We start from the raw sequence: 26,747 nt of genomic DNA on the forward strand, positions 1-26,747 counted from the left end.
GTCGCAGTCCAGGGCCACCGGGCGCCCCCGGACGGTCGTCAGGCGGCCCCATCGGGCGCAGGGCCCGGCACCGGGGTGTCGGCGAAGGAGGCCACGGTGCGGTCGGCGTACGCGCTCACGTCACCGGTCTCCATCGGGCCGTCCCAGGTGGTCGGTAGCGGCAGCGGCACAGCCGGGGCGACCCGGCGGACCACCTCGTCCAGCACCGTCTCCGCGTCGCCGACCCAGAGGTGCTTCGCCCCGGGCACACCGACCACCTCGGCCTGCGGGATCGCGGCGAACCGTTCCCGGGCCTCGTCGGGTCGCAGGTAGTCGTCGAACTCGGGCACCAGGGCGGTCACCGGTTTGCCCGATCCCGCCCAGGTGGCCAGGTCCTCCGGGGTGGAGAAGCGCAGCGGCGGGGAGAGCAGGATCGCCCCGGTCACCGACGGGTCGCAGCCGTACTTCAGGGCCAGGTCGGTGCCGAAGGACCAGCCGAGCAGCCACACGTTCGGCAGCTCGTGGAACTCCGCGTACTCGATGGCGGCGGCCACGTCGAAACGCTCGCCGACGGCCCCGTCGAACGCCCCCTCGCTGGTGCCGCGCAGGCTGCTGGTGCCCCGGGTGTTGAAGCGCAGCACCGCCAGGTCGGCCAGGGCGGGCAGCCGCCACGCCGCCTTGCGGAGGACGTGGCTGTCCATCATCCCGCCGTGGGTGGGCAGCGGGTGCAGGCAGACCAGGGTGGCCACCGGCGGCCGGTCGACCGGCCGGGACAGCTCGCCGACCAGCCGCAGCCCGTCCGCCGTGTGCAGGTCGATGTCCTCGCGGCGGCCCGGCAGGATCGAGGACGCACGGATCGCTGTGCTCACCCGCCCAGTCTCCCGCGTGCCGCCGCGCGCCGCCCGCCGGGGCCGCAACCGGGTGACGGAGATCGCTCAGCCGTACCGGGGGGCGCTCCGCCCGCGCTGCACCACCGGCCCGCGCCGGTCCCGGGCCTTCCAGCACCCGCTGTGCCAGTGCCGCCGATCGGTCAGGTCCCCACGTCCGTCGGCGGGCCAGGCCACCAGGTGCGCCACCCCGGGCGGGATCTCCTGGTCGCATCCGGGGCAGCGGTACGTCTTGGTGGACGCGCCGCCGCTGATCGCGCGTACCTGCCAGTCGCCGTCGCGCCACTGCTGCACCGAGGCGACGCCGTGGCGCACCCGGTCGGCGTCGAGACGCGCGCTGTCGTCCCGGCGGGGTCGGTTGCGACGAGGACTCACGTCCGTCAGCCTACGACCCGGCCCGCCGCACCGCCGACGGCGTCAGCGCCTGGTGTGGTCGCGAAAGCCGCGGCCGGTCTTGCGACCCAGGTAGCCGGCGGTGACCAGGTGTTCCAGCAGGGGCGCGGGCGCGAAGCCCGGCTCGCGCAGCTCCAGGTAGAGCTCCCGCTGGATGGCCAGCGACACGTCCAGCCCGACGACGTCGAGCAGCTCGAACGGGCCCATCGGGTAACCGCAGCCCAACTTCATGGCGTGGTCGATGTCGTCGGCGTTGGAGTAGCTGGCCTCCAGCATCTTCACCGCGTCGTTGAGGTACGGGAACAGCAGGGCGTTGACGATGAAGCCCGCCCGGTCGCCGCAGACCACGCCGGTCTTGCCCAGCTTCGCGCAGACCGCCTTCGCGGTGGCGGTGGTCTCGGCCGAGGTGCGGATGGTCCGCACCACCTCGACGAGCGGCATGACCGGTGCCGGGTTGAAGAAGTGCAGGCCCACCACGTCGGCGGGACGCTGGGTGGCCATCGCGACGTCGATCACCGGCAGCGACGAGGTGGTGGTGGCGAGCACGACGCCCGGCTTGCAGATCTCGTCGAGGCTGGCGAACAGGGCCCGCTTGACACTCAGTTCCTCGACCACGGCCTCGACCACCAGGTCGACGTCGGCCAGGTGCTCCAGGGTGGCGGACCAGTTGATCCGGCCCAGGGCGGCGTCGCGGTCGGCCTCGCTGAGCTTGCCGCGCACCACGCCCTTGTTGAGCGAGGTCTTGACCGACTCGAAGACCCTGGCGGACTTCTCCGCGCCCCGGGTGACCGAGACGACCTCGTAGCCGGCCCTGGCGAAGACCTCGATGATGCCGGTGGCCATCGTGCCGGACCCGACAACGCCGATCTTGGCAACGGCTGCGGGGTTCGCCGGCGCGGTCCCGCCGGCCGCCGCGAAGCCCTGCGCGCCGGGGACGGGTGCCAGCTCGGTCGCCGACGGCGTCTGCTCGTCGGGTACGACGACCGGGGAGCCCGGCCGCTCGTAGGTGTAGAAGCCCCGGCCGGACTTGCGGCCGAGCAGCCCTGCGGTGACCATCTGCTTGATCAGCGGCACCGGGGCGTGCCGGCGGTCCCGCCCGCCCCGGCGGTACATGGTGTCGAGGATCTCGTACGCGGTGTCGAGGCCGATCAGGTCCATCAGGGCGAGGGGGCCCATCGGCAGGCCGCAGCCGAGCTTCATCGCGGCGTCGATGTCCTCGCGGGTCGCGTACCGGGACTCGAACATGCTGACCGCGTGGTTGAGGTAGCCGAACAGCAGCGCGTTGGCGATGAACCCGGCACGGTCGCTGATGGTGACGTCGACCTTGCCGAGCCGCTCGCAGAGCGCCTCCACGTCGGCGATCACGTCGGCCGAGGTGACCACCGTCCGGACGACCTCGACCAGTTTCATCACCGGGGCGGGGTTGAAGAAGTGGATGCCGACGACCTGGTTGGGCCGGGCGGTGGCGACGGAGATCTCGGTGACGGACAGCGACGAGGTGTTGGTGGCGAGGATGGCCTCGGGCTTGCAGACCCGGTCCAGTTCGGCAAAGATCCGCTGCTTGAGGTCGAGGTGCTCGGGGACGGCCTCGATCACCAGGTCGACGGAGTGCAGGGCGTCCAGGCCGACCTGGAAGGTGACCCGGGACAGCAGGGCGTCCCGGTCGGCGGCGGCCAGCTTGCCCTTGGCCACGGCACGGTCGGTCGAGCCGGTCAGGGTGACCCGGCCGCGTTCCAGGGCGGCGTCGGAGATCTCCACGGCGACGACGTCGATGCCGTTACGCGCGAACACCTCGACGATGCCGGCACCCATGGTGCCCAGACCCACCACTCCCACACTGGTGAACTCCCGCGCCACGACCGGCCTCCCCAATGCTCCGCACGCCGACTTGAACGGCCACTAAGTTATGGGCGCGAGTCTGCCACGTGACACCCGGTTGTCGAGACGCCGTGGGATTTTTCACGCACCCCCGGTGAGCGCCAGCAGCTCGGCCACGAACTCGGCCGGGCGCTCCAGGTGGGGGGTGTGCCCGCAGCCCGGCAGCGACACCTCCCGGTAGCTGCCGCCGGCGGCGGCGTACCGGTCGAGCACGGCGCGGGTCTGCCCGACCATGGGCTGCGGCGGGCAGTCCGCCGCGCCGGGCCAGCCGGGCAGCACGCCGAGCGCGCCCAGCTGTGCCAGGTCGAACAGGGACGCGTCGGACACGATCACGTCGGCGTCGCCGTGCACCCAGGTGACCGGCGGCTTCGTCGTGACGGCCACCAGATCGTCGGCGATCCGGAAGTACGCCGGGGACAGCGCGTTGAGCACGCCCCGCCGCCCCGGCGCGGTTCCCGGCCAGTGTGGCGACGGCACCCCGTCACCGGGGTAGTTGTCCTCCCCCGTGGCGGTCGACAGCACGCTGTCGAGCAGCAGCTCCTCGTCGTCGCCGAGGCAGCCGGGGTCCGCCACGTAGCTGCTGCGCAGCACGGTGCGGGGGCTGGTCGGATCCCCACCACGGTCACCGGCGGCAAGCCGGGCCACGAAGTCGGGGTTGCCGGTGCCGCCACCGGTGCCGGCGAAATCCGGCGTGGTGGGGGTGCCGGCCAGGTCGCGGGTGCCGCCGAAGCCGTACGGCGACACCGGCGCGGCCAGCAGGAGCCCCGCCATCCGGTCGGGGTGGTCGACCAGCAGGCGCATGGCGACTCCCCCGCCGAGGGAGTGCCCCACCACCACGGCGCGGCGGCCGGCGGGGACCAGTGCCGGGTCGTCGAGCAGGGCGGCCACGTCATCGGCGAAGTCGGCCAGGCCACGGGTGGCGTCCACCGGGGCCCGCCGGGTGTCGCCGTAGCCCCGCAGGTCCGGCGCGACCACCCGCAGGGTGTCCGGCAGCCGCCGGATCAGCGGTTCCCAGAAGGCGGACGACGAACAGTTGCCGTGCACCAGCAGCACCGGCACGCCATCCGGCGGTCCGGCGACCCGTACGGACTGGTTGATCCCGTTGGCCGACACGGTGAGCTGCTCGGTCCTCATCCGCGGCATGCTGCCACGGCCCTGCGGGGGTGTCCATGGGCCCGGCCACCACCGGCAGTCCCCGGTCGGTGGCGCCCGGGCCCACCTGGCGCGGCGGCCAGGACCGGTCACCGCGCCGTGCGACCAGGACCGGTCACCGCGCCGTGCGGTCGCCGACGGCGATCGGCAGCGGCAGGGTCGGCCGACGGTCGTGGCGCGGCGGCCCGAGCCGCAGCCCCACCGGATCGGTGTGCGCCACCCCGGGATCGAAGAAGCGCAGTTCGGTGCGCCCGATCCGGATCACGTCGCCGTCGACCAGTCGCGTCACCTCGGTGAGGCGTCGGTCGTTCACCCAGGTGCCGTTGGTGGAGCCGAGATCCACCAGGGACACGCCCTCACCGGCGAGCCACACCTCGGCGTGCCGCCGGCTCAGGTGCGGGTCGTGGAGCACGATCTCCACCGTGTCGGCCCGCCCGAGCACCAGTGGTTCGGGGCCGAGGCGGAAGCTGAGTCCCCGCATCGGCCCACCCGCCACCGTCAGTACCGGCATCAGTTGCGGATCTCTATCCATGAGCAAGTCAGCCCTCCACCCCGATGGTCACCCCGCGCGCCAGCCTGCCATCCGACGGTAGTCACCTGAACCGACCGGCCGGCCATCTCCACGTCACCGCCCGGGCACCTCGCGTTCGACGGTTCGTCGACCGGCCGACCCGTCGGGCCCCGCGTCGGCCGGTGGGCCCACCGGCAGGTCCTCGACGAGGTCGAGGCCGCACCGCCCGGTCGACAGCCCTACCCGCGAGTAGTTCTCAGGTCTAGACTTCCGCCATGACGGCTGTGCATGTGCCGGGCACCCCGGTCATCGAAGACGGACTGCTGGTTTCGACGAGCCCGGCCACCGGCGCCGAGGCGGGCCGCCTGCCCGTCGCCGGTCCCCAGGACGTCGCCGCCGCGGTGCGGCGGGCGCGCGAGGCGGGGGCGTGGTGGTCCGGTCTCGGCTCCGCCGAGCGTCGTCGACGCCTGCTGCGCTGGCGCGCCCTGCTCGCCCGACGGATCGACACCCTGGCCGAGTTGGTGCACACCGAGGGCGGCAAGCCCGTCGCCGACGCGGTCGTCGAGATCGTCACCGCCGTCGAGCACGTCGACTGGGCGGCCCGCAACGCCGCCCGGGTGCTGGGTCCGCGCCGGGTCCGCTCGCGGCTCATCCTGGCCGAGCACTCCGCCCACCTCGAATACCAGCCGTACGGCGTGGTCGGCGTCATCGGCCCGTGGAACTACCCGGTCTTCACGCCGATCGGCTCCGTCGCGTACGCCCTCGCGGCCGGCAACGCGGTGGTGCTCAAGCCCAGCGAGTACACGCCGGCCGTCGGGCAGTGGCTGGTGGACAGTTTCGCCGAGGTGGTGCCCGAGCAGCCGGTGTTCACGGCGGTGCACGGGCTCGGCGACGTGGGCGCGGCGCTGTGCCGGTCGGGGGTGGACAAGCTGGCCTTCACCGGCTCCACGGCGACCGCGAAGAAGGTGATGGCGGCCTGCGCCGAGTCGCTGACCCCGGTGCTGCTGGAGGCCGGCGGCAAGGACGCCATGATCGTCGACAGCGACGCCGACCTGGACGCCGCCGCCGAGGCGTGTGTCTGGGGCGCGATGACCAACGCCGGGCAGACCTGCATCGGCATCGAGCGGGTCTACGCCGTCGAGCCGGTCTTCGACGCCTTCGTGGCGAAGGTGGTGCAGCGGGCCGGGCGGTTGACCGTGGGCGCGGACGACTCGGACGTCGGTCCGATCACCATGCCGAGCCAGCTCGACGTGATCCGGCGGCACATCGACGACGCCCTGGCCCGGGGCGGACGTGCCGTGCTCGGCGGGCCGGAGGCGGTGCGTCCGCCGTACGTGCACCCCACCGTGCTGGTGGACGTCCCGGAGGACTCGGTCGCCGTTCGGGAGGAGACCTTCGGGCCCACACTGACCGTCACCCGGGTCCGCGACGCCGACGAGGCCGTCCGGCGGGCCAATGCCCTGTCGTACGGGCTGGGCGGCTCGGTGTTCGGACGGCGGCAGGCGGTGGCGATCGCCCGCCGCCTGCGCTCCGGCATGGCGTCGGTCAACTCGGCGCTGACCTTCGCGGGAATGTCCACACTGCCCTTCGGCGGCGTGGGTGAGTCGGGCTTCGGGCGGATCCACGGCGAGGACGGGTTGCGCGAGTTCGGCCGGGCGAAGGCGATCACCCGACGCCGGGCGCGTTCGCTGCTGCCGTCGACCACCTTCGACCGGACGCCCGCCGACGTGGCCCGTCTGGTGAAGGCGGTCCGGGCCATGTACGGCAGGTGATTGTCGGATAGCCGATCATGAGATCCCCCTGACGCCTGCACGGGTTTAGCCTCCGTACCCGGAGCGGTACATTGCGTTAAATGGGCCCCCATCGATTGCGCTTCCACCTTGTCGACAGTGCGGGTTCGTGGAGCGCACGGCAGCGTCAACGTCGCGCCGAGTGGTTGACACGGACCTTTCCGGATCTCGCCGACATGCACGTCGTCGACCTCGGTGGCCGGCTCGGCACGTGGACCCGGGCGAGCGTCCGCCCCGCCCGCGTCCACGTGGTGAACCTGGAGGCGCCGCCGGCGGAGGTGCCGGACTGGGCGTACATCGACCGCGCCGACGCCTGCGACCTGCCGGAGCGGATCGCCCGGAACCGCTACGACCTGGTCTACTCGAACTCGGTGCTGGAGCACGTGGGCGGGCACGAACGGCGGCTGCGGTTCGCCGACGCGGTGCACACCCTGGCCGAGCGCCACTGGGTGCAGACGCCGTACCGCTACTTCCCCATCGAGCCGCACTGGATCGCCCCGGGCATGCAGTTCCTGCCCGTCCGGCTGCGTACCGCCGTCGCCCAGCGGTGGCCGCTCGGGCACAAGCCCACCCGCACCCACGACGCGGCCCTGCACCAGGTGCTCTGGACGGAGCTGCTGGATCGCTCGCAGATGCGGCACTACTTTCCCGACTCGCGTCTCCTCGTCGAGCGGGTGGCGGGCCTGCCCAAGTCGCTGATCGCCGTGCGTACGCCCTGACGACGCGACCGGCACCCCGTACACCGGCACCCCGTACGGCGGCCATCCGGCCGGCGGACGGGCGTGGGCCGGCCGGGTGGCGCGGTCAGAACAGCGTCAGCTCGTCGCGTTCGATGCCGCGCAGCTTGTCGTAGTCCACCACCACGCAGCGGATCCCGCGGTCGGTGGCCAGCACCCGGGCCTGCGGCTTGATCTCCTGGGCCGCGAAGACGCCGGTGACGGGCGCGAGCAGCGGGTCACGGTTCATCAGTTCGAGGTAGCGGGTGAGCTGCTCCACGCCGTCGATCTCGCCGCGCCGCTTCACCTCGACAGCGACCGCGCCGGAGCTGGCGTCCCGGCACAGCAGGTCGACCGGGCCGATCGCGGTCATGTACTCCCGCCGCACCAGCGTGAACCCCTCGCCGAGGGCCTCCGGGTTGGCGGCGAGCAGTTCCTGCAGGTGTGCCTCGACGCCGTCCTTGCGCAGCCCCGGGTCGACGCCGAGTTCGTAGGAGGTGTCCTGGAAGATCTCCTCCAGGGTGATCCGCAGTTCCTCGCCGGCCTTGTTGACGACCCGCCACACGCCGGGGGCCTCCTCCAGCCGGCAGGGCGGGCTCATCCAGTTCAACGGCTTGTACGCCCGGTCGTCGGCGTGGATCGACACCGAACCGTCCGCCTTCACCATCAGCAGCCGGGTGGCCGGCGGCAGGTGGGCCGAGAGCCGTCCGACGTAGTCCACCGAGCACTTCGCAATGACCAACCGCACCCGACGAGCCTAGCGGAGGGCCCGGCCGGCGCTGCCGAGCGGCACTGGCGTGCCGGTGCCATGCTGAGATGATGCTCGAAGTGCTCACCGGCACAGGTCTCGCCGCCTCGGCGGGGTTGAACGCCTACATTCCCCTTCTCACGCTGGGCCTGCTGGCCCGCTACAGCGATGTGGTCGACCTGCCCGGCAGCTGGCAGTGGCTGGGCAACGGTTGGGTGCTGGGAATCCTGGCGGTGTTGCTCGCCGTCGAGGTGGTGGCCGACAAGGTCCCGGTGGTCGACCACGTCAACGACGTGGTGCAGACGGTGGTCCGGCCCACGGCCGGCGGTCTGGTCTTCGGCGCGGGTTCCGCGTCGGAGACGGTCACGGTGAGCGACCCGGACAGCTTCTTCTCCTCGACGGGCCAGTGGGCGCCGGTGATCGTCGGCGTGCTCATCGCGCTCGGCGTGCACCTGTTGAAGTCCGCCGCGCGGCCGGTCGTCAACGCCTCCACGGGTGGGGTGGGAGCCCCGGTGGCGAGCACCGCCGAGGACGCGGCGAGCGTGCTGATGTCGCTGGTCGCGATCGTCCTGCCGGTGTTGGTGCTGGCGTTCCTGGTCGTCCTGCCGTTCTTCCTGGGGTGGTTCTTCCGCCGTCGGGCGCAGCGCCGCCGGGAACGTCGTGCCGCGCGGGAGGCCGGCTTCCGGGTCTGACGGGTACGCGCGGACGCCGCTGGCCGGCACCCGGTGTCGGGTGCCGGCCAGCGGTTTCGTTCCCCCTGTGTGGAAGGTCTGTGTGGGTCGGTCCGGGGGGGGTCAGCTGTTCCAGTGTTCGGCGACGAGGTCGGCGGCCTGCTGTTCCCACTGGGCGTAGTGGTCGGGGTACGCCGAGACCTGGACGGTCTGCGCGGCCACGGTCAGCGGCATGTCCTGCCAGCCGTCGACCTGCTTGAGGCCCTTCAGGAACGCCAGGGTCGAGTACTCGGGGTCGGTGATCTGCTCGACCGTGCCCCAGCCGCTGGACGGGCGCTGCTGGAACAGGCCCTGCGAGTCGTGGTCGTTACGGTCACCCAGGTGACCCAGGTTCTCCAGCTTCGACTCCTGCAACGCGGTACCGATCGCCACCACCGCGGCACGCTCGTCCATCCCGGCCTTCTTCGTCGCCGCGATGATCGCCCTGGCGTTGGCGACCTGCTCGTCGGACAGGTCGATACGCGACTGGGCGCCCTGCACACCATGCGGGATGAGCTTGCCCATGTCGGGCTTGCCCGTCACCGGCTTGTCGGCCTGCACCACCGCCGGGGCGGCGTTGACCGGCTCGGCCGTGCCGTGGTTCAGCGGACCAGCGGCCATGCCACCGGCGAACGCCAGACCAGCAACACCGAGAACACTCTTACGCAGCAGCTTCGAGGTCATGACAACAGCTCCGTTCGGGGGTCGACACCCACCACAAGGGGGGACACGGTGGGTGCAAGCACCGACAGGCGCTCAAAGAACCAAGGGGGGATGTCCGGTACCGGGGGATGCCCCTCGCGGCGCCGGGACCATGTGTAACCACCGACCGGCCCGACCCATTCCCCGGAACCCACCGGGGGGGGTCGCCGCACCCGAGGTGGCACGTGCCCTGCTCGATCAGCCACCCCACACAACCACCCCCACCCACCCGCCATTCCCACCCGCGGGCGACCCCGACCACACCCCGAAACCGGACGGACCCCCCGAAGTCGGCGTGACGACACACCGCGTCCGGCGCGGGATGCCCGTCCCGGCGGCTGGCGGCCGTCTCCTGACGGGCCGGCCGTGACCGTGTCAGCCGGGTTCCGCCCAGCCTGAATGGCAACCGGCGGACCGGATATCCGCGAACTGCCTAAAATCGGGGCAATCCACTAGAGGAGGGCGACATGACCGCAGCGATGGAGATGCCCCGCGTCGAGGAGTGCGTGGTCTCGGCCTGCGCCTACAACCACACCGGCGACTGCCATGCCTTCGCCATCACGATCGGCAGCATGGATCATGCCCACTGCCACACGTTCATCGAGATGCCCGCCGTGCGGGCCGGCCTGGACGGCACCATCGCCCAGGTCGGCGCGTGCCAGCGGTCCGACTGCCAGCACAACGAGCAGTTGGAGTGCCACGCCCCGGCGATCAGGGTCGGCCCGGACAACGACATGGCCGACTGCATGACGTACACCGGCCGCTGAGCGGCGGGGAGCCGGAACGTGACCGGACGGGAGCGCGGCAGCGCTCCCGTCCGGCGTATCAGGGGCCTCAGGCCAGTCCGTTGGCCTCCCGGATGACCGTGACCAACTCGTCGATGATCCCGGTCAGGGCGAAGTCCTTCGGGGTGAAGACCCGTGCCACCCCCGCAGCCCGCAGCGATTCGGCGTCCCCGGCCGGAATGATCCCGCCGACCACCACCGGCAGGTCGGCCCGGCCGGCGGCGCGCAGACCGTCGAGCACCGCCGGCACGGCGGCCAGGTGCGAGCCGGACAGCACGGAGAGGCCGACCAGGTCGACGTCCTCCTCGACCGCCGCGGCCACGATCTGCCCCGCCGTCAGCCGGATGCCCTGGTAGACGACCTCGAATCCGGCGTCCCGCGCGCGGACCGCGATCTGCTCGGCACCGTTGGAGTGCCCGTCCAGGCCGGGCTTGCCGACGAGCAGCCGCAGCCGGCCGCTGCCGAGGTCCCGGGCGGTGGCGGTGACTCGGCCCCGGACCCCGGCGAGCGTCGCGTCGCCGCCGGCCACCGCCGCCGCGGCCAGGCCGGTGGGTGCGCGGTACTCACCGAACACCTGCCGCAGCGCGCCCGCCCACTCGCCGGTGGTCACCCCCGCCCTGACACAGGCCAGCGTCGCGTCCATCAGGTTCGCCGTGGTCGCGGCGTCCGCGCGCAGCCGGGCCAGGGCCGCGTCCACCGCCGCCGCGTCCCGACCGGCCCGCCACCGGCGTACGGAGGCCGTGGCGGCCGCCTCGACCGCCGGATCGACCTGTTCGACCGCCTCGGCGCCGGCTGCGGTCAACGGCGACGGCTCGGTCTCGGTGAACCGGTTGACGCCGACCACCACGTCGGTGCCGTTCTCCATCCGGCGGCGGCGGTCGGCCAGCGAGGCCACCAGGGCGCTCTTGAGGTAGCCGGTCTCCACGGCGGCGACCACGCCACCCATCTCCAGCACCGTGTCCAGTTCGACCCGGGCACCGGTGACGATCTCGTCGACCAGCGCGGTCATCACGTGCGAGCCCTCGAACAGGTCGGGGTATTCGAGCAGGTCCGACTCGTACGCCAGCACCTGTTGCATGCGCAGCGACCACTGCTGGTCCCACGGCCGGGGCAGGCCCAGCGCCTCGTTCCAGGCCGGCAGCTGCACCGCGCGGGCGCGGGCGTCGCGGGAGAAGGTGACCCCGAGCATCTCCAACACGATCCGCTGGATGTTGTTCTCCGGTTGCGCCTCGGTCAGGCCGAGGGAGTTGACCTGCACGCCGTAGCGAAACCGGCGCTGCTTCGGGTTCCCGACCCCGTAGCGGTCGCGGGTGATCTCGTCCCAGAGCGCGCCGAACGCCCGCATCTTGGCGATCTCCTCGACGAACCGCACCCCGGCGTTGACGAAGAAGCTGATCCGCTGCACCACGTCGCCCATCCGCTCGGCGGGCACCTGACCGGAGTCGCGGACCGCGTCGAGCACCGCGACGGCGGTGGCCAGTGCGAAGCCGACCTCCTGCACCGGGGTCGCGCCGGCCTCCTGGAGGTGGTACGAGCAGATGTTGACCGGGTTCCACCTCGGCATCTCGCGCAGCGTGTACGCGACGATGTCGGCGGTCAGCCGCAGCGACGCCGCCGGCGGGAAGATGTACGTCCCCCGGGACAGGTACTCCTTGATGATGTCGTTCTGGGTGGTGCCGGCGCAGCGGGTCAGCTCGGCGCCCTGCTCGGCGGCGACGGTGCCGTACAGGCCGAGCAGCCACATCGCCGGGGCGTTGATGGTCATGGACGTGTTCATGTCGGCGATCGGGATGCCGTCGAACAGGGCGCGCATGTCGCCGAGGTGCGCCACCGGCACGCCGACGCGGCCCACCTCGCCCGTGGCCAGCTCGTGGTCCGGGTCGTACCCGGTCTGGGTGGGCAGGTCGAAGGCGACCGAGAGGCCGGTCTGCCCCTTGGCCAGGTTGCGGCGGAAGAGCGCGTTGGTCGCGGCGGCCGAGGAGTGCCCCGCGTAGGTGCGCATCACCCACGGGCGGTCGCGCTCGGGCAGCCGGCCGGGGACAGCCTTCTCATCCATGGCCGGAGTTTAAGTTACCGTTCAGTAAAACGGGTTGTGGAAAACCACACAGCCCGATGGAGCGGACGACCGGGCGGGAAGCGGTCGACATGTGCCGGACCGCCACACCCCCGGCGCGCCTCCCCCACCCCCGGGTCGCACACTTGACGGCATGAGTGACGAGGTCGCGATCCGCGTCCGGGGGCTGCGCAAGGCGTACGGCGACACCGTCGCGGTGGCCGGCGTCGACCTGGACGTCCGCCGGGGTGAGGTGTTCGCCCTGCTCGGCCCCAACGGGGCCGGCAAGACCACCACCGTGGAGATCCTGGAGGGCTACCGGCGGCGGGACTCCGGCGAGGTGACCGTGCTGGGCGTCGACCCGGCCGACCCGACGCCCGACTGGCGGTCCCGGGTCGGCATCGTGTTGCAGGGCACCGGCGAGTTCGACGAACTGACCGTGGCCGAGGTGGTGCGCCACTTCTCGGGCTTCTACCCCCACGCCGACGACCCCGACAAGGTGGTCGAACGGGTGGGGCTCGCCGCGAAGGCCGACGCCCGCACCCACACCCTCTCCGGCGGGCAGAAACGCCGTCTCGACGTGGCGCTGGGCATCGTCGGCCGCCCCGACCTGCTCTTCCTCGATGAGCCGACCACCGGCTTCGACCCGGAGGCCCGGCGCGAGTTCTGGGAACTGATCCGCGACCTCGCCGCCGCCGGCACCACCATCGTGCTCACCACCCACTACCTCGACGAGGCCGAGGCCCTCGCCGACCGGGTCGGGGTGATCGCGGGCGGCCGGCTGGTGGAGGTCTCCGTACCCGAGCGGCTGGGCAACCGGCAGGAGGCCCAGGCGACCGTCTCCTGGCGTACCCCCGACGGGCGGGTGGAGAGCGCGCAGAGCGCGACGCCGACGGCGCTGGTGGCCGACCTGGCCGCGCGCTTCGGCGGCGAGGTCCCCGGACTCACGGTGACCCGGCCGACCCTGGAGGATGTCTACCTGAGGATGATCGGACACTGATGACCACCACCACGAAGCCGGCGACCCCGGTCCCCGCCACCGGAACCCGGCGGCTCGGCGCGGGCACCCTCGCCCTGCGTCAGGGGCGGCTGGAGATCCGGCAGTTCCTGCGCAGCCGGGAGTCCGTCGTGTTCACGATGGGCTTCCCGGTCATCATGATCCTGATCTTCGCGGCGATCTTCAGCGACGAGATCGCCCCCGGGGTGAGCTACACGCAGTACTTCATCACCGGCATGATCGCGACGGGCCTGATGACGGTCAGCTTCCAGAACCTCGGCATCTGGATTCCCATCGAACGTGACCGGGGCGTGCTCAAGCGCTACCGGGGCACGCCGATGCCCCCGTGGGTCTGGTTCGCCGGCAAGGTGATCATGGTGGTGGTGATCGGCGTCGCCGAGACCGCCCTGCTGCTCGCCGTGTCCGTCGCCCTGTTCGACCTCGACCTGCCGGCCACCGCCGCCACCTGGCTCACCTTCGGGTGGGTGGCCGTGCTCGGCGTCACCGCCTGCACCCTCTGCGGCATCGCCATCTCGTCGCTGGCCCGCACCGCCCGCAGCGGCTCGGCCGTGGTCACCCCGGTCGCCCTGGTGCTCCAGTTCATCTCCGGCGTGTTCGTCGTCTTCACCAGGCTGCCAGACTGGATGCAGCAGATCGCGGCGCTGTTCCCGCTCAAGTGGATGTGCCAGGGCCTGCGCGCGGTCTTCCTGCCGGACAGCTTCGGCACCCGGGAGCCCGGCGGCTCCTTCGAACTGGGCCGCGTCGCCCTGGTGCTCACCCTGTGGTGCGTCATCGGCCTGGTGCTGTGCCTGACCACGTTCCGCTGGACGACGAAGCGCGACGGCTGAGCGGTGGGGCCGGGCACCGCTCAGCCAGGGCGGGGCGGCACCCGACGGCGGGGCCGGGGCGCGCGACGCACCCGGCCCCACCCGAACCGGTCAGTACTGGTAGAACCCCTTGCCGGTCTTGCGGCCCAGGTCGCCGGCCGTGGCCATCCGCTGGAGCAACTCCGGCGGGAAGAACTTCTCGTCGGCGGTGTCGGTGTAGATGTTCCGCGTGGCGTTGAGCAGCACGTCCACGCCGGTCAGGTCGACCGTGGCCAGCGGGCCCATGGCGTGGCCGAAGCCGAGCTTGCAGGCGGTGTCCAGGTCCTCGGCGGAGACGACACCCGCCTCGACCAGCTTGACCGCCTCCATCGCCAGGGCCGCGATCAGCCGGGTCGTGACGAAGCCGGCGATGTCCCGGTTCACCACCACCACGGTCTTGCCGATCTCCTCGGCGAACGTCTTCGCCGTGGCCAGGGTGGCGTCGCTGGTCTTGTAGCCACGCACCAGCTCGCACAGCTTCATCATCGGCACCGGCGAGAAGAAGTGCGTGCCGACGACCGCCTCCGGGCGCTCGGTGGCCGTGGCGATCTGGGTGACCGGGATGGCCGAGGTGTTGGTGGCCAGCACCGCGTCGGACCGGCAGATCTTGTCCAGCGCGCGGAACACCTCGTGCTTGATCTCCAGCTTCTCGAACACCGCCTCCACGACGATGTCCGCGTCGGCGGCGGCCTCCAGGTCGGTCGTCGGGGTGATCCGGTCGAGCGTCGCCTCGACCTCCCCGGCAGCGATCCGCCCCTTGTCGGCGAACTTCTGCAGCGACCTGCGGATGCCGTCCACGCCCCGCTTCGTGGCCGCGTCGTCCAGGTCCCGCAGCGTCACCTGCCAGCCCGCCTGCGCCGCCACCTGGGCGATCCCCGAGCCCATCAGCCCGGCACCGACGACCGCGAGTCGACCCGCCATCTGCTCTCTCCCTCGCTGCGATTGGGTGTCTGGGAAGCACCCTAGTCGGCGGGACTGAACGAATGCTAAGGCCGGTCTGGTGCGGCCGGGCAGGACGGGCAGGCGCGGTTCGCCGTGCCCGGCCCGCAGCGACGACGGCGTCAGATGACGAGGTCGGGCGCGTCCGCGGCGGTGCCCCGCTCCACCTCGACACCCAGCGCGCGCAGGTCGGCGACGAAATCCGGGTAGCCCCGGTCCACGTGGTGCACGTGCGACACCTCCGTCGTCCCGTCCGCGCAGAGCCCGGCGATGATCAGCCCCGCCCCCGCCCGGATGTCCGTGGCCCGCACCGGAGCGCCCGACAGCCGCTCCCGGCCGCGTACCACCGCGTGGTGGCCGTCGGTCTTCACGTCCGCGCCCAGGCGCATCATCTCGTTGGCGAACATGAACCGGCCGTCGAAGATGTTCTCCGTGATCAGGGATGCTCCCTCGCTCACCGCCGCCAGGCCGATCGCCATCGGCAGCAGATCGGTGGCGAAACCGGGATAGGGCAGCGTCACCACGTCGACCGCCAGGGGTCGGTCGTCCATGCGTACCCGGAAGCTGTCCCCCCGGGTCTCCACCAGGCCGCCGGCCGAGACCAGCTTGTCCAGCGCGACCTCCAGGAAACCCGGGTCCACCCCCGTCACGGTGACGTCCCCGCCGGTCATCGCCGCCCCGAACGCCCAGGTGCCGGCCACGATGCGGTCCCCCACCGTCGCGTGCCGAACCGGCCGCAGCGCAGGAACCCCCATGATCGTCAGGGTCGACGTGCCGGCGCCGTCGATCATCGCGCCCATTCCGGCGAGCATCGTGCAGATGTCGACGATCTCCGGCTCCCGGGCGGCGTTGTCGATCACCGTCACGCCGTCGGCCAGCACCGCCGCCATGACCAGGTTCTCGGTCGCACCGACACTGGGAAAGTCGAGCACGATGTCCGCGCCGTGCAGGCCGTGCGGCGCGGCGGCGATCACGAAGCCGTGCTCGCCGGAGATCTCGGCGCCCATCCGGGTCAGACCGGAGACGTGCATGTCCAGACCCCGCGACCCGATCGCGTCGCCGCCCGGGTGGGCCACCCGGACGTAGCCGCGCCGGGCCAGCAGCGGACCCAGCACGCAGATCGACGCCCGCAGCCGACGGACCAGGTCGTAGTCGGCCTCGACACCCGGCGCCTCCGGCACGTCGATGGCGACCGACCGCGAGCGGGCCACACCGCCCCCCGCCACCATCGGATCGACCGGCTCGTCGGCGTCGAAGTGCACCGCGCACCCGAGGCGTCGCAGCACCTCGCCCATGATCGCGATGTCGGTGATCCGTGGCACGTTGGTGATGACGCTGCGCCCCGGGGCGAGCAGCGCGCCGGCCATCAGCTTCAACGCCGAGTTCTTCGCCCCCACCACGTGCACGGTGCCCGCCAGCCGGGCCGTGCCGCGCACCCGGATCACGTCGACGTCGCCGACCGCCGGGGCCGCCCCCGCGTCGCCGGGGCCGACCGTGGCGGGCCAACCCGCGGCCGGATCCGGCCGCGTCGGGATCGTCAGGTCCGGTATCCGTAGGCTGTGCGTCATGGCCGTCCACCTCACGCGCATCTACACCAAGGCCGGCGACGCCGGCATGACCAGGCTGAGCAACAACGAACAGGTGCCGAAGACCGATCCGCGGATCGCCGCGTACGCCGACGTCGACGAGTGCAACGCGGCGATCGGCGTCGCGCTCGCCCTCGGACAGCTCGACGACGAACTGCGGGCGGTGCTGGCCTCGATCCAGAACGACCTGTTCGACGTGGGCGCCGACCTGGCCACCCCCGTCGAGCCCGATCCGAAGTACCCGCCGCTGCGGGTCACGGACGAGTACGTGGAACGACTCGAAGGCTGGTGCGACGAGTACAACGCGCGGCTGGGCAAGTTGGACTCCTTCATCCTCCCCGGCGGCACCGCGGGCGCGGCACTGCTGCACGTGGCGCGGACGATCGCCCGGCGTGCCGAGCGCGCGGCGTGGGCCCTCGTCGGCCACGACCCGGACCGGACCAGCCCTCTCCCGGCAAAGTATCTCAACCGCCTGTCGGATCTGCTGTTCATCCTGTCAAGAACGGCAAATCCGAACGGCGATGTGCTATGGGTGCCGGGCGGCAAGCGCTGACCGTCGGCCAGCCGCACCACCTGGAGGTCCGGGTACCCGGCCTCGCCGCCGCCATCCCTGCCTGGGCTGGGCTTCTCGGGCGCGGGGTCGGGAGACCGCGAGATCCCGCATGTTGCGGGGATCCAGGCTCGGGACACCGTGACCTGCCGCACCTCGTGCGGCGGGCAGCGGGCAGCGGGCAGCGGGCAGCGGGCCCGGGCGGGCAGGGCGCCACACGTGACGGCCGGACGAGGCAGGGCGCGACACGTGACGGCCGGACGAGGCAGGCGGCCGGACGCTGGGCTACGTGCCCGGCGGGCCGACCGGCTGCGCGCCGCGAGGGCGGGGCGGCGTCAGGCGGCAGGCCAGTCCTGGGCGGCGAGACGCGGCGAGGCCGCCCCGGGCGGGGCGGCCTCGAGCCAGGAGAGGAATCCGGTGACGGTGGACCGCGCCATCGCGATCTCCACCGGAAGGTGACCGGTGGTACAGCGGAGGATCACCCAGTCGGCGGGCATCGAGAGACGTTCCTGCCCCTCCGGCAGCCGCCGCCGCTCGACCGTCAACCCGTCGCGGCGAAGCACCCGCCGAGGGCGTACGGCGAAGCTGAACATGCGGTACCAGCGGAGCTCGTCGCCGACGAACCGGCCGAAGCCGGGCGACCAGCCACGACCGTCGAGCACGGTGGTGGTCCGGACGCTCAGCCGGATGATGCCACCGCTACGGGTGACCAGGGCCCGCCGGACGAAGAGGAACAGGACCGCGCCGAGGATCACGGCGAAGCAGATCCCGATCCCTTCGACGACCTCCATCGGCGGGACTGCTCAGTGACTCTGCGCGGTGGCGGAGACCGGAGTGGCGTTCTCGGCCAGCACGGTGACGCCCTGCGGGCCCACCGACAGGAACCCACCAGCCACCTCGAAGGCGACCTGCTCGCCCCCGGCGAGCTTGATGCGCACCTGACCGGGCTCGGCGAGCTGGCCGAGCAGGGGCGCGTGCCCCGGCAGCACACCCAGCTCACCCTCGGTCGTCCGGGCGACGACCATCTCGGCCTCGCCGGACCAGACCTTCTCCTCGACGGCTACGAGCTCGACGTGAAGCTGCTGTGCCACGCTGTCTCCTTGCTGCGGCGGCGGATTGGCAAAGTCTAGTCCCGAGCCGGAGCCCGCCGGCATGCGGGTGGCGAGAGCTACGCCACGATCAGCCGGCCTTGCTGGCGAACTTCGGGTGTTCCAGCAGGAACAGGTCGAGCTGGTCGTTCTCCAGCGCGGCGAAGAAGTCCTCCACCGCAGGGTCGAACCGCTCGCCGAGATACTCGCCGTTCTCGATCAGCGAGCCGCCCGGCAGCTTGACCATCTGGATGTTGCTGGGGCGGATGTTCTTCAGCGCGAGGCCGTAGTCGACCACGCTGTGCCCCCGACCGTTGAAGATCAACGACTCCCCGGCGGCGCGCAGCACCCGGTCCAGCTTGATCGGATTCGTCACCACGTCGGCGCTGAGGGCCTGCCCGGCCATCGCCTTGACGAACTGCTGCTGGTGCCGCTGGCGGCCGTAGTCGCCGTCGGGGACGCCGTTCTCCGGGTAACGCTGGCGCACGTAGTCCAGCGCCTGCCAACCACTGAGATGCTGTTCGCCCTTGGGGTAGACGGCCTGCGGACCGATGTAACCGTCTCCGTTGGGGTTGCCCTTACGGTGGGTGCCGTCCGGCTCGCGGTGCTCGGAGCGCACCTCACGCTCGATCTTCATCGTGACGCCGCCCATCGCGTCGACGATCTTCTTGAAGCCGGAGAAGTTGATGATCGCGCCGGCGTCGAAGCGCTCGATCCCGGTCTCGTTCTGCACCGTCGTGGCGAGCAGCTCGAAGCCACGGGCGGCGTCCGGTTGCTGGCCGGGCACCCGGCTGCCGTATGACATGGCGGCGTTGAGCTTGTCGGTGCCGCCGTCGAAGTCGGCCTTGGCGAACCCGGGGATCTCGACATACAGGTCGCGCGGCATGGAGAACAGGTAGGCCCGGTCCATCTCGGCCGGCACGTGCAGCACCATGATGGCGTCGGCCAGCGGCGGGGTGTCGGCGTTCCGGGGGTCGATACCGACCAGCAGGATGTTCAGCGGGCCCTTGATGTCGCTCGTGCGATCGCTGGCGCCCGCCGCCTGGTCACCGAAGAGGTCGGCCTTGCCGACCGCCCCCTCGTAGCGGGCGACGAGCGCCTCGGCACCCACCAGTACCGCGCCGCTGAGCAACATCAGCACCGCGCCGAAGACGGTGCAGACCCGGGCCCACCAGGGCACCCCCGCCCAGATGGACGGCCGCCGTCTGGCCCGCCCGCCGACCCTGCCGGCCTTTCCCACGAGCAACTCCGTTCGTCGCGCCCCGGCACCGTGGACGGGTGCGCGCAGCCGCATGGTGGCAACGATCCACGCTCGTCTCAGGACGAACGCGAAATAGACGGTATCTCGCGGATGGCGCAGTCGCCGACCGTGGAAACCGGCAGCGGAGACGATACGGCGCAAAAGTGAACGGAAGGCCGCCCCGACGTTACCGGGACGGCCTTCCTGGTGTTCGTGCGCTGACCCAGGGTCAGCCCTTCATCAGCTCGGCAGCCTTCTTCTCCAGGTCGTCGAGACCGCCGCACATGAAGAACGCCTGCTCGGGGAAGTGGTCGTACTCGCCCTCGCTGATCTTCTTGAAGGCCTCGATGGTCTCCTTGATCGAGACCGTTGAGCCCGGCACGCCGGTGAACTGCTCCGCCGCGTAGGTGTTCTGCGACAGGAAGCGCTCGATCCGCCGGGCCCGGGCCACGGTGATCTTGTCTTCCTCGGAGAGCTCCTCGATGCCGAGGATGGCGATGATGTCCTGCAGATCCTTGTAGCGCTGCAGGATCCGCTTCACCTCGGTGGCCACCTCGAAGTGCTCCTGGCCGACGAACTCCGGGGCCAGGATCCGGGACGAGGACGCCAGCGGGTCCACGGCCGGGTAGATGCCCTTGTCGGAGATCGACCGCTCCAGGTTGGTGGTCGCGTCGAGGTGGGCGAACGTGGTGGCCGGGGCGGGGTCGGTGTAGTCGTCCGCCGGCACGTAGATCGCCTGCATCGAGGTGATGGCCTGGCCCCGGACGGAGGTGATCCGCTCCTGGAGCTCGCCCATCTCGTCGGCCAGCGTCGGCTGGTAACCCACGGCGCTCGGCATACGGCCGAGCAGGGTGGAGACCTCGGAGCCGGCCTGCGTGAAGCGGAAGATGTTGTCGATGAAGAGCAGCACCTCCTGCTTCTTCACGTCCCGGAAGTACTCGGCCATGGTCAGCGCCGACAGCGCCACCCGCAGCCGGGTGCCCGGCGGCTCGTCCATCTGGCCGTAGACCAGTGCGGTCTTGTCGATGACGCCGGACTCGGTCATCTCGGCGATGAGGTCGTTGCCCTCGCGGGTGCGCTCACCAACGCCCGCGAAGACCGAGGTACCACCGAAGTTCCGGGCGACCCGGGTGATCATCTCCTGGATGAGCACCGTCTTGCCCACGCCCGCCCCGCCGAACAGGCCGATCTTGCCGCCCTTGACGTAGGGGGCGAGCAGGTCGATGACCTTGATGCCGGTCTCCAGCATCTCCGTCTTCGGCTCCAGGTCCGCGAAGGCCGGGGCCTTGCGGTGGATGCCCCAGTAGTCGTCGGGCTGGAGCGTCTCGCCCTCGGCCAGGTTGAGGCACTCGCCGATGGCGTTGAACACGTGGCCCTTGACCGCGTCGCCGACCGGCACGCTGATCGGCCGGCCCGTGTCGCGGACCTCGGTGCCGCGGACCAGGCCGTCGGTCGGCTGCATCGAGATGGCGCGGACCAGGTTGTCACCCAGGTGCTGGGCGACCTCCAGGGTCAGCGTCTTCTCGCCGCCGGAGAGCGTCACGTCCACGTGCAGGGCGTTGAACAGCTCCGGCATGGCGTCGCGGGGGAACTCGGCGTCGACGACCGGGCCGATGACCCGGACCACACGACCCGTGGCCGTCTTGGTCTCGGCTGGTCCTCCAGCAGCGGTGGAAACAGTCATCACACTTCACTTCCCGACGCGGCCAGCGCGTTCGCGCCGCCGACGATCTCGCTGATCTCCTGGGTGATCCCGGCCTGGCGGGCCGAGTTCATCTCACGCGTGTACTTCTCGATCATCTCTTCGGCGTTGTCGGTGGCGCTCTTCATCGCCCGCCGCCGGGCCGCCGACTCACTGGCCGCCGACTCGATCAACGCCGCGTAGATCCGGGTGTTGATGTACTTCGGCAGCAGCGCGTCGAGCAGCGCCTCCGCGTCCGGCTCGAAGTCGTACGACGGCAGCGCGCCCTCGGCCCGGGGCCGGTCCTCGACCTGCATCGGCCCGATGATCCGCGCCACCGGGTTCTGCGTCATCAGGGAGTGGAACTCCGTGTAGACGATGTGCAGCTCGTCGATCCCGAGCACCCCGTCGACCCCCGGGTCGCCGTCGACGTCGTCCGCGCCGGCCGAGAACGCCTTGACCAGCGTCTCACCCACCTCGCGTGCGTCGGCGAACGACGGCTGCTCCGAGAAGCCCGTCCAGCTGCCCTCGATCGGCCGGTTCCGGAACCGGTAGTACGTGACGCCCTTACGGCCGACGATGTAGAGCACCGGCTCCTTGCCGTCGGCCTTCAGCCGGGCGATCAGCGACTCCGCCGTCCGGATGGCGTTGGAGCTGTAACCACCGGCCAGGCCCCGGTCGGACGTGACCAGCAGGATGCCGGCCCGCCGTACCCGCTCGCGCGGGGTGAGCAGCGGGTGGTCGATCCGCGCGTTGGACGCCAGCGCCGTGAGCACGCCGGTGATGGCCTGGGCGTACGGCAGGGACGCCTCCACCCGGGCCTGGGCCTTGGCGATCCGGCTCGTCGCCACGAGCTCCATCGCCTTGGTGATCTTCTTCATCCCCTTCGCCGAGCGGATCCGTTGACGAAGAACACGTACCTGCGCCGCCATGGCCCGGCCCTACTGCTTCTCGGCCTCGGCATCGCCGCTGTAGCGGGTCACCGTCTCGCGGTTCTCCTCGCCCTCCAGCGGCGCCGCCGGCGCCTCGTTGATCCGACGCTCGTCCTCGTGGCCGAGGAAGCCCTGCTTGAACTCGGCGATGGCCTGGTCGAGCACGCCGGTGATGTCGTCGCCCCACTTGTTGTCGGCGATCGCCTGGAGCGTGGCGTTGTGCTTGCGCCGCAGGTGCTCCAGGAACTGGGTCTCGAAGCGCCGCACGTCGCCCACCGGGATGTCGTCCAGCTTGCCCTCGGTGCCGGCCCAGACCGAGACGACCTGCTCCTGCACCGGGTACGGCGAGTAGTTCGGCTGCTTGAGCAGCTCGACCAGGCGGGCACCGCGCTCCAGCTGGGCGCGGGAGGCCTTGTCCAGGTCCGAGGCGAAGGCGGCGAACGCCTCCAGCTCGCGGTACTGGGCCAGGTTCAGCCGCAGCGAGCCCGAGACCTTCTTCATCGGCTTGACCTGCGCGGCGCCACCGACCCGGGAGACCGAGGTACCGACGTTGATGGCCGGCCGGACGCCCTGGTTGAACAGGTCGGTCTCCAGGAAGATCTGGCCGTCGGTGATCGAGATCACGTTGGTCGGAATGAAGGCCGAGATGTCGTTGGCCTTCGTCTCGATGATCGGCAGGCCGGTCATCGAACCGCCACCCATCTCGTCCGACAGCTTCGCGCAGCGCTCCAGCAGGCGGGAGTGCAGGTAGAAGACGTCACCGGGGTACGCCTCGCGGCCCGGCGGGCGACGCAGCAGCAGCGACACGGCCCGGTACGCCTCGGCCTGCTTGCTCAGGTCGTCGAAGACGATCAGGACGTGCTTGCCGCCGTACATCCAGTGCTGGCCGATGGACGAGCCGGTGTACGGGGCCAGGTACTTGAAGCCGGCCGGGTCGGACGCCGGGGAGGCCACGATGGTGGTGTACTCCATCGCGCCCGCCTCCTCCAGGATGCCCTTGATCGAGGCGATCGTGGAGGCCTTCTGGCCGATGGCGACGTAGATGCAGCGGACCTGCTTCTTCGGGTCGCCGGAGGCCCAGTTCTCGCGCTGGTTGAGGATGGTGTCCAGCGCGACCGTCGTCTTTCCGGTCTTACGGTCGCCGATGATCAGCTGCCGCTGCCCCCGGCCGATCGGCGTCATGGCGTCGACCGCCTTGATGCCGGTCTGCATCGGCTCGAAGACGGACTGCCGGGCCATCACGTTCGGGGCCTGGAGCTCGAGCTCGCGGTAGCCCTCGTTCGCGATGTCGCCCAGGCCGTCGATCGGCTGGCCGAGCGCGTTGACCACGCGGCCGAGGAAGGCGTCGCCGACGGGCACGGAGAGCACCCGGCCGGTGCGCTTGACGCGCTGCCCCTCCTCGAGCCCGGAGTAGTCACCGAGGACGACGACGCCGATCTCCCGGACGTCGAGATTCAGCGCCACACCGAGCGTGCCGTCCTCGAACTCCAGCAGCTCGTTGGTCATGGTCGAGGGCAGGCCCTCGACGTGGGCGATGCCGTCGCCGGTGTCGGCGACGGTGCCGACCTCCTCACGGGAGACGTCGGGCGAGTAGGAGGAGACGTAGCGCTCCAGGGCGCCGCGGATCTCCTCCGTCGAGATGGTCAGCTCGGCCATCCTCTGCTTCCTTAAGTATCAGGGGCCCGGGATACCTAGTACCGACCGGTCCGTGGGTCGACTGTCATTCCGGGCGCTTCGCGGGGTGCGGGTCAGCGCTTCGCGAGCGCGTTGCGGGTTTCGTTCAGGCGGCGCAGGATCGTTCCGTCGTACAGGTCGGAACCCACCCGGACACTGGCCCCGCCGAGGACCGCCGGGTCCACCGTCAGCTTCACGGCCACCGGTCGACCGTAGATCGCCGACAGGTGATCGCCCAGCCGCCGTTCCTCGTCCTCGCTGAGCGGGGCCGCGACGGTCACGTACGCGACCTGCCGGTCCCGACGTTCCGCGGCCAGCTCCACCAGCCGGGACAGCGCGATGCCGAAGGACCGCCCGCCGAAGCCGGCGAGCGCCACCTCGGCGAGACGCACGGTCACCGGCCGGGCCTTGCCGGTCAGCAGCATCCGCACCAGCTCGGCCCGCTGCGCCGTCGGCGCCATCGGGTCGGACAGGGCGTTGGACAGCCGCGCGTCGGCGGCGACCACCTGACCGAAGCGGAACAGCTCGTCCTCCACCTCGCCCAGCTCGCCGGCGGCGTCGGCGCTGGCCAGCAGCGCCCGCACGCCGAGACGCTCGGTGCCGTCGAGCAGTTCCGACGGAGCCGACCACCGACCGGAGACCAGGGTGGTGAGCAGGTCGAGAGCGTCCGCGCCGACCTTGCCCGCCAGCACGGAGTTGAGCAGGCCGGTCCGGTCGGCCGGTGGCCGCGCCGGGTCCGACAGCGCCCGACGCAGGCGCACCTCACGCCGGAGCAGGTCCGCCACGGCGAGCAGGTCACCGCCGGTGGTGGCGACGGCCGGCGGCTGGGCGTCGCGGACGTACGCCTCCAGCCGCTCGACCGCGACGGTGTAGGACTCCCGGCTGGCGGCCTGCATCAGCGGGCCCCCGCGCTCTCGAGGCCGGTGAGGAAGCGCTCGACGGTGCCCTTGCGACGGGCCTCGTCGGCCAGCGACTCACCGACGATCCGGCTGGCCAGGTCGACCGCGAGACCGCCGACCTCCGCGCGCAGGTCGCGCACGATGGTCTGCCGCTCCACGGCCAGGGCGTCCCGACCGGCGGCGATGATCCGGTCGGACTCCTCGCGCGCCTTGGCGAGGATGTCGGTGCGGATCGACTCGGCGTCGGCGCGGGCGTCGTCCCGGATCCGGGCCGCCTCGGTACGCACCTCGGCGAGCTGGGCCCGGTACTGCTCGAGCAACTGGTTGGCCTCGGCCTGGGCAGCCTCGGCACGCTTGAGGCCACCCTCGATCGCGTCGACCCGCGCCTGGTACATCGCCTCCATGCGCGGCATGACGAACTTCAGCAGGACGAAGCAGAGCAGGGCGAAGGCGATCGACCCGATGACCATCTCCTGCCAGATCGGCAGGATCGGGTTGTGCTCGACACCTTCGGCGGCGATGAACATCTCAGACCTCCAGGTCGAGAACGGGCGATCAGCTGACGGCGAAGGCGAGCACCAGACCGAACAGCGCGAGCGCCTCGACCAGGGCGAAGCCCAGGACCAGCCAGGTCCGGTTGTAGCCGGCGGACTCCGGCTGGCGGGCGCTCGACTGGATGTAGGCCGCGAAGACCAGGGCGACGCCGATACCGGGGCCGATGGCGGCGAGGCCGTAGCCGATGGTGTTGACGTTACCGTTGATGGCGGCGAGAACGTCCATTGCGGGTATTCCTCCTAGTTGACGCGTGAGGTCTCACGCGTACGCGGTCGGTACCAGAAGCCAGGTCGGGCCGGGCGGCCCGCCGAGTCTGTGTCAGTGCTCGTCGGCGAGCGACGTTCCGATGTAGTTCGCGCTCAGCGTGACGAAGACGTATGCCTGCAGGATGGCGACCAGGGCTTCGAAGAAGGCCATCACGATCGCCATCGCGAAGGAGAGAACCGAGGTCACCTGGACGAAGAGGCTGTCCGAGGCGAGCATCACGAAGCCGCCGACGGTGAAGACCAGCAGGAGCAGGTGGCCGGCGAACAGGTTGGCGAACAGTCGCAGGGCCAGGGTGACCGGCCGGACGACGAAGTTCTGCAGGAACTCGATCGGGATCAGCAGGATGTGCATGGGCCACGGCACGCCGGGGATGACCAGGCTCATCTTGAGGTACTTGCCGAGGCCGTGCTTGCGGACGCCGATGTAGAGGTACATCACGTAGGAGATCGCCGCGAGCACGATCGGGAAGGCGATGTGGGAGTTGGGCGAGATCTGCAGCCCGGGGACGATGCTGAAGAGGTTGGTCAGCACGATGAAGCTGAACAGCACCGTGAAGTAGGGCGCGAAGCGGATGCCCTCCTTGCCCATCTGCTCCCGGGCGATGTTGTCCCGCACCAGGCCGTAGAGCGACTCCGCATACCACTGGCCCTTGCTCGGAACCAGCTTCGGGTTCCGGTAGGTGGCCATGAAGAAGAGGATCAGGAGCCCGACCGCCAGCCAGACCATGAGGGTGAACTTCGTGACCCAGGGGCCGGCGAGCTCCGGCGGGTAGAAGTCTCCGACGCTGGGGGGCCAGGGAAGGCCCTCTGCGGCGACAAGCTGTCCGCTCACCGTGTCATCCTCCGCACTCGACAGACCCGCACGTGCCGACACTCAGGCACTGAGCCTCTTCATGATCAGGTAGATCGCTCCGGCTGCGCCGAGCATCATGCCCGTGGCGATTCCCAGACCGGTCGGCACGCCGAGGAGGCCCTCCGCCAACCAGCCGAGAAACCCCCACACCACGATGCCGGCGAGCAGGTAGCCGAGAACGGCTCCAGCAACGCCTTCCGACGAGGGCTCGTCGGACTGTCCACGGTGAGGGTCGTCGGCCATGACGAGGCGAACACTATCAGCCGGCGTACCAGTGAGTGCGCGGCACCCCCCACACTGCGAAGCGTGCGGGCGGC

Annotated in this window: 28 protein-coding genes; 7 read left to right on the forward strand and 21 right to left on the reverse strand. The window is 71.1% G+C overall.

Features of this window, described 5'->3' with window-relative positions; genetic code table 11:
* Positions 1–38: 38 nt before the first annotated feature.
* The 5 genes from GA0070616_RS07435 to GA0070616_RS07455 form a co-directional block, all read right to left on the reverse strand.
* The gene (locus GA0070616_RS07435; protein WP_091078409.1) at positions 39–848 is read right to left on the reverse strand and encodes an alpha/beta hydrolase; all 810 of its coding nucleotides are present in this window, start codon (positions 846–848) and stop codon (positions 39–41) included.
* A 66-nt stretch (positions 849–914) separates the two neighbouring features.
* Positions 915–1,241, reverse strand: a complete 327-nt coding sequence (locus tag GA0070616_RS07440) for a hypothetical protein (protein WP_091078412.1) — start codon at positions 1,239–1,241, stop codon at positions 915–917.
* 42 nt (positions 1,242–1,283) lie between these two features.
* Positions 1,284–3,116, reverse strand: coding sequence for a 3-hydroxyacyl-CoA dehydrogenase family protein (locus GA0070616_RS07445; protein ID WP_091078415.1), 1,833 nt, complete (start codon positions 3,114–3,116; stop codon positions 1,284–1,286).
* 102 nt (positions 3,117–3,218) lie between these two features.
* Positions 3,219–4,271 (reverse strand): alpha/beta fold hydrolase, encoded by a 1,053-nt coding sequence (locus GA0070616_RS07450; RefSeq protein WP_091078419.1) that lies wholly within the window; start codon positions 4,269–4,271, stop codon positions 3,219–3,221.
* 133 nt (positions 4,272–4,404) lie between these two features.
* Positions 4,405–4,770, reverse strand: a complete 366-nt coding sequence (locus tag GA0070616_RS07455; RefSeq protein ID WP_245712692.1) for an FHA domain-containing protein — start codon at positions 4,768–4,770, stop codon at positions 4,405–4,407.
* Positions 4,771–5,075: 305 nt separating this feature from the next.
* Here GA0070616_RS07455 and GA0070616_RS07460 point away from each other — a divergent pair, with 305 nt between their 5' ends.
* Together GA0070616_RS07460 and GA0070616_RS07465 are read left to right on the forward strand one after the other, a co-directional pair.
* Positions 5,076–6,572, forward strand: coding sequence for an aldehyde dehydrogenase family protein (locus tag GA0070616_RS07460; RefSeq protein ID WP_091078426.1), 1,497 nt, complete (start codon positions 5,076–5,078; stop codon positions 6,570–6,572).
* An 80-nt stretch (positions 6,573–6,652) separates the two neighbouring features.
* The gene (locus tag GA0070616_RS07465; protein ID WP_091078429.1) at positions 6,653–7,309 is read left to right on the forward strand and encodes a methyltransferase domain-containing protein; all 657 of its coding nucleotides are present in this window, start codon (positions 6,653–6,655) and stop codon (positions 7,307–7,309) included.
* A gap of 85 nt (positions 7,310–7,394) precedes the next feature.
* On the opposite strand, the gene nucS is transcribed toward GA0070616_RS07465, so the two are convergent.
* On the reverse strand, positions 7,395–8,054 hold the full coding sequence (nucS, locus tag GA0070616_RS07470; RefSeq protein WP_091078433.1) for an endonuclease NucS: 660 nt from the start codon (positions 8,052–8,054) through the stop codon (positions 7,395–7,397).
* A 71-nt stretch (positions 8,055–8,125) separates the two neighbouring features.
* On the opposite strand from nucS, the gene GA0070616_RS07475 reads away from it, so the two are divergent.
* Complete coding sequence (locus GA0070616_RS07475) at positions 8,126–8,746, forward strand: DUF4126 domain-containing protein (RefSeq protein ID WP_091090152.1); 621 nt, start codon at positions 8,126–8,128, stop codon at positions 8,744–8,746.
* 102 nt (positions 8,747–8,848) lie between these two features.
* Here the strand turns inward: GA0070616_RS07475 and GA0070616_RS07480 are convergent, their stop codons facing one another.
* Complete coding sequence (locus GA0070616_RS07480; RefSeq protein WP_091078437.1) at positions 8,849–9,448, reverse strand: hypothetical protein; 600 nt, start codon at positions 9,446–9,448, stop codon at positions 8,849–8,851.
* Between the two features lie 485 nt (positions 9,449–9,933).
* Here GA0070616_RS07480 and GA0070616_RS07485 point away from each other — a divergent pair, with 485 nt between their 5' ends.
* Positions 9,934–10,233, forward strand: coding sequence for a DUF1540 domain-containing protein (locus tag GA0070616_RS07485; RefSeq protein WP_091078440.1), 300 nt, complete (start codon positions 9,934–9,936; stop codon positions 10,231–10,233).
* A 67-nt stretch (positions 10,234–10,300) separates the two neighbouring features.
* On the opposite strand, the gene GA0070616_RS07490 is transcribed toward GA0070616_RS07485, so the two are convergent.
* Positions 10,301–12,307, reverse strand: coding sequence for a protein meaA (locus tag GA0070616_RS07490; protein WP_091078444.1), 2,007 nt, complete (start codon positions 12,305–12,307; stop codon positions 10,301–10,303).
* A gap of 151 nt (positions 12,308–12,458) precedes the next feature.
* On the opposite strand from GA0070616_RS07490, the gene GA0070616_RS07495 reads away from it, so the two are divergent.
* Positions 12,459–13,304, forward strand: coding sequence for an ABC transporter ATP-binding protein (locus GA0070616_RS07495; RefSeq protein WP_091078447.1), 846 nt, complete (start codon positions 12,459–12,461; stop codon positions 13,302–13,304).
* A complete protein-coding gene (locus tag GA0070616_RS07500; protein WP_091078450.1) occupies positions 13,304–14,149 on the forward strand; it encodes an ABC transporter permease in 846 nt (281 codons plus the stop codon). The genes GA0070616_RS07495 and GA0070616_RS07500 overlap by 1 nt, the downstream gene beginning before the upstream one ends.
* 90 nt (positions 14,150–14,239) lie before the next feature.
* Here GA0070616_RS07500 and GA0070616_RS07505 read toward each other — a convergent pair whose 3' ends face one another.
* Together GA0070616_RS07505 and murA are read right to left on the reverse strand one after the other, a co-directional pair.
* Positions 14,240–15,088, reverse strand: coding sequence for a 3-hydroxyacyl-CoA dehydrogenase family protein (locus tag GA0070616_RS07505; protein ID WP_091078454.1), 849 nt, complete (start codon positions 15,086–15,088; stop codon positions 14,240–14,242).
* Between the two features lie 140 nt (positions 15,089–15,228).
* Complete coding sequence (murA, locus tag GA0070616_RS07510) at positions 15,229–16,674, reverse strand: UDP-N-acetylglucosamine 1-carboxyvinyltransferase (RefSeq protein WP_091078459.1); 1,446 nt, start codon at positions 16,672–16,674, stop codon at positions 15,229–15,231.
* Between murA and GA0070616_RS07515 the strand changes: the two genes are divergently transcribed.
* Positions 16,673–17,245: a cob(I)yrinic acid a,c-diamide adenosyltransferase gene (locus tag GA0070616_RS07515; RefSeq protein WP_091078463.1), complete on the forward strand. Its 573-nt coding sequence runs from the start codon at positions 16,673–16,675 to the stop codon at positions 17,243–17,245. The two genes, murA and GA0070616_RS07515, sit on opposite strands and share 2 nt — an antisense overlap.
* 332 nt (positions 17,246–17,577) lie before the next feature.
* Here GA0070616_RS07515 and GA0070616_RS07520 read toward each other — a convergent pair whose 3' ends face one another.
* The 11 genes from GA0070616_RS07520 to GA0070616_RS07570 form a co-directional block, all read right to left on the reverse strand.
* The gene (locus GA0070616_RS07520; protein ID WP_091078466.1) at positions 17,578–18,033 is read right to left on the reverse strand and encodes a DUF2550 domain-containing protein; all 456 of its coding nucleotides are present in this window, start codon (positions 18,031–18,033) and stop codon (positions 17,578–17,580) included.
* A gap of 12 nt (positions 18,034–18,045) precedes the next feature.
* Positions 18,046–18,333 (reverse strand): F0F1 ATP synthase subunit epsilon, encoded by a 288-nt coding sequence (locus GA0070616_RS07525; RefSeq protein ID WP_091078470.1) that lies wholly within the window; start codon positions 18,331–18,333, stop codon positions 18,046–18,048.
* Between the two features lie 88 nt (positions 18,334–18,421).
* Positions 18,422–19,576, reverse strand: a complete 1,155-nt coding sequence (locus tag GA0070616_RS07530) for an LCP family protein (protein ID WP_091090155.1) — start codon at positions 19,574–19,576, stop codon at positions 18,422–18,424.
* A 223-nt stretch (positions 19,577–19,799) separates the two neighbouring features.
* Positions 19,800–21,254, reverse strand: a complete 1,455-nt coding sequence (gene atpD, locus GA0070616_RS07535; protein ID WP_091078473.1) for a F0F1 ATP synthase subunit beta — start codon at positions 21,252–21,254, stop codon at positions 19,800–19,802.
* Positions 21,254–22,183 (reverse strand): F0F1 ATP synthase subunit gamma, encoded by a 930-nt coding sequence (locus GA0070616_RS07540; RefSeq protein ID WP_091078479.1) that lies wholly within the window; start codon positions 22,181–22,183, stop codon positions 21,254–21,256. Before GA0070616_RS07540 ends, atpD begins: the two co-directional genes overlap by 1 nt.
* A gap of 9 nt (positions 22,184–22,192) precedes the next feature.
* Complete coding sequence (gene atpA, locus GA0070616_RS07545; RefSeq protein WP_091078482.1) at positions 22,193–23,839, reverse strand: F0F1 ATP synthase subunit alpha; 1,647 nt, start codon at positions 23,837–23,839, stop codon at positions 22,193–22,195.
* A gap of 92 nt (positions 23,840–23,931) precedes the next feature.
* Positions 23,932–24,753: a F0F1 ATP synthase subunit delta gene (locus GA0070616_RS07550; protein ID WP_091078486.1), complete on the reverse strand. Its 822-nt coding sequence runs from the start codon at positions 24,751–24,753 to the stop codon at positions 23,932–23,934.
* Complete coding sequence (locus GA0070616_RS07555) at positions 24,753–25,283, reverse strand: F0F1 ATP synthase subunit B (protein ID WP_091078489.1); 531 nt, start codon at positions 25,281–25,283, stop codon at positions 24,753–24,755. The genes GA0070616_RS07550 and GA0070616_RS07555 overlap by 1 nt, the downstream gene beginning before the upstream one ends.
* A 28-nt stretch (positions 25,284–25,311) precedes the next feature.
* Positions 25,312–25,536, reverse strand: coding sequence for an ATP synthase F0 subunit C (atpE, locus tag GA0070616_RS07560; RefSeq protein ID WP_091078493.1), 225 nt, complete (start codon positions 25,534–25,536; stop codon positions 25,312–25,314).
* Between the two features lie 93 nt (positions 25,537–25,629).
* Positions 25,630–26,451 (reverse strand): F0F1 ATP synthase subunit A, encoded by an 822-nt coding sequence (atpB, locus tag GA0070616_RS07565; RefSeq protein WP_091078496.1) that lies wholly within the window; start codon positions 26,449–26,451, stop codon positions 25,630–25,632.
* A complete protein-coding gene (locus GA0070616_RS07570; protein WP_091078499.1) occupies positions 26,452–26,673 on the reverse strand; it encodes a hypothetical protein in 222 nt (73 codons plus the stop codon).
* Between the last annotated feature and the right edge of the window lie 74 nt (positions 26,674–26,747).

Origin of the sequence: Micromonospora nigra (assembly GCF_900091585.1) — a bacterium.
In the GTDB taxonomy this organism is placed as follows: Bacteria; Actinomycetota; Actinomycetes; order Mycobacteriales; family Micromonosporaceae; genus Micromonospora; species Micromonospora nigra.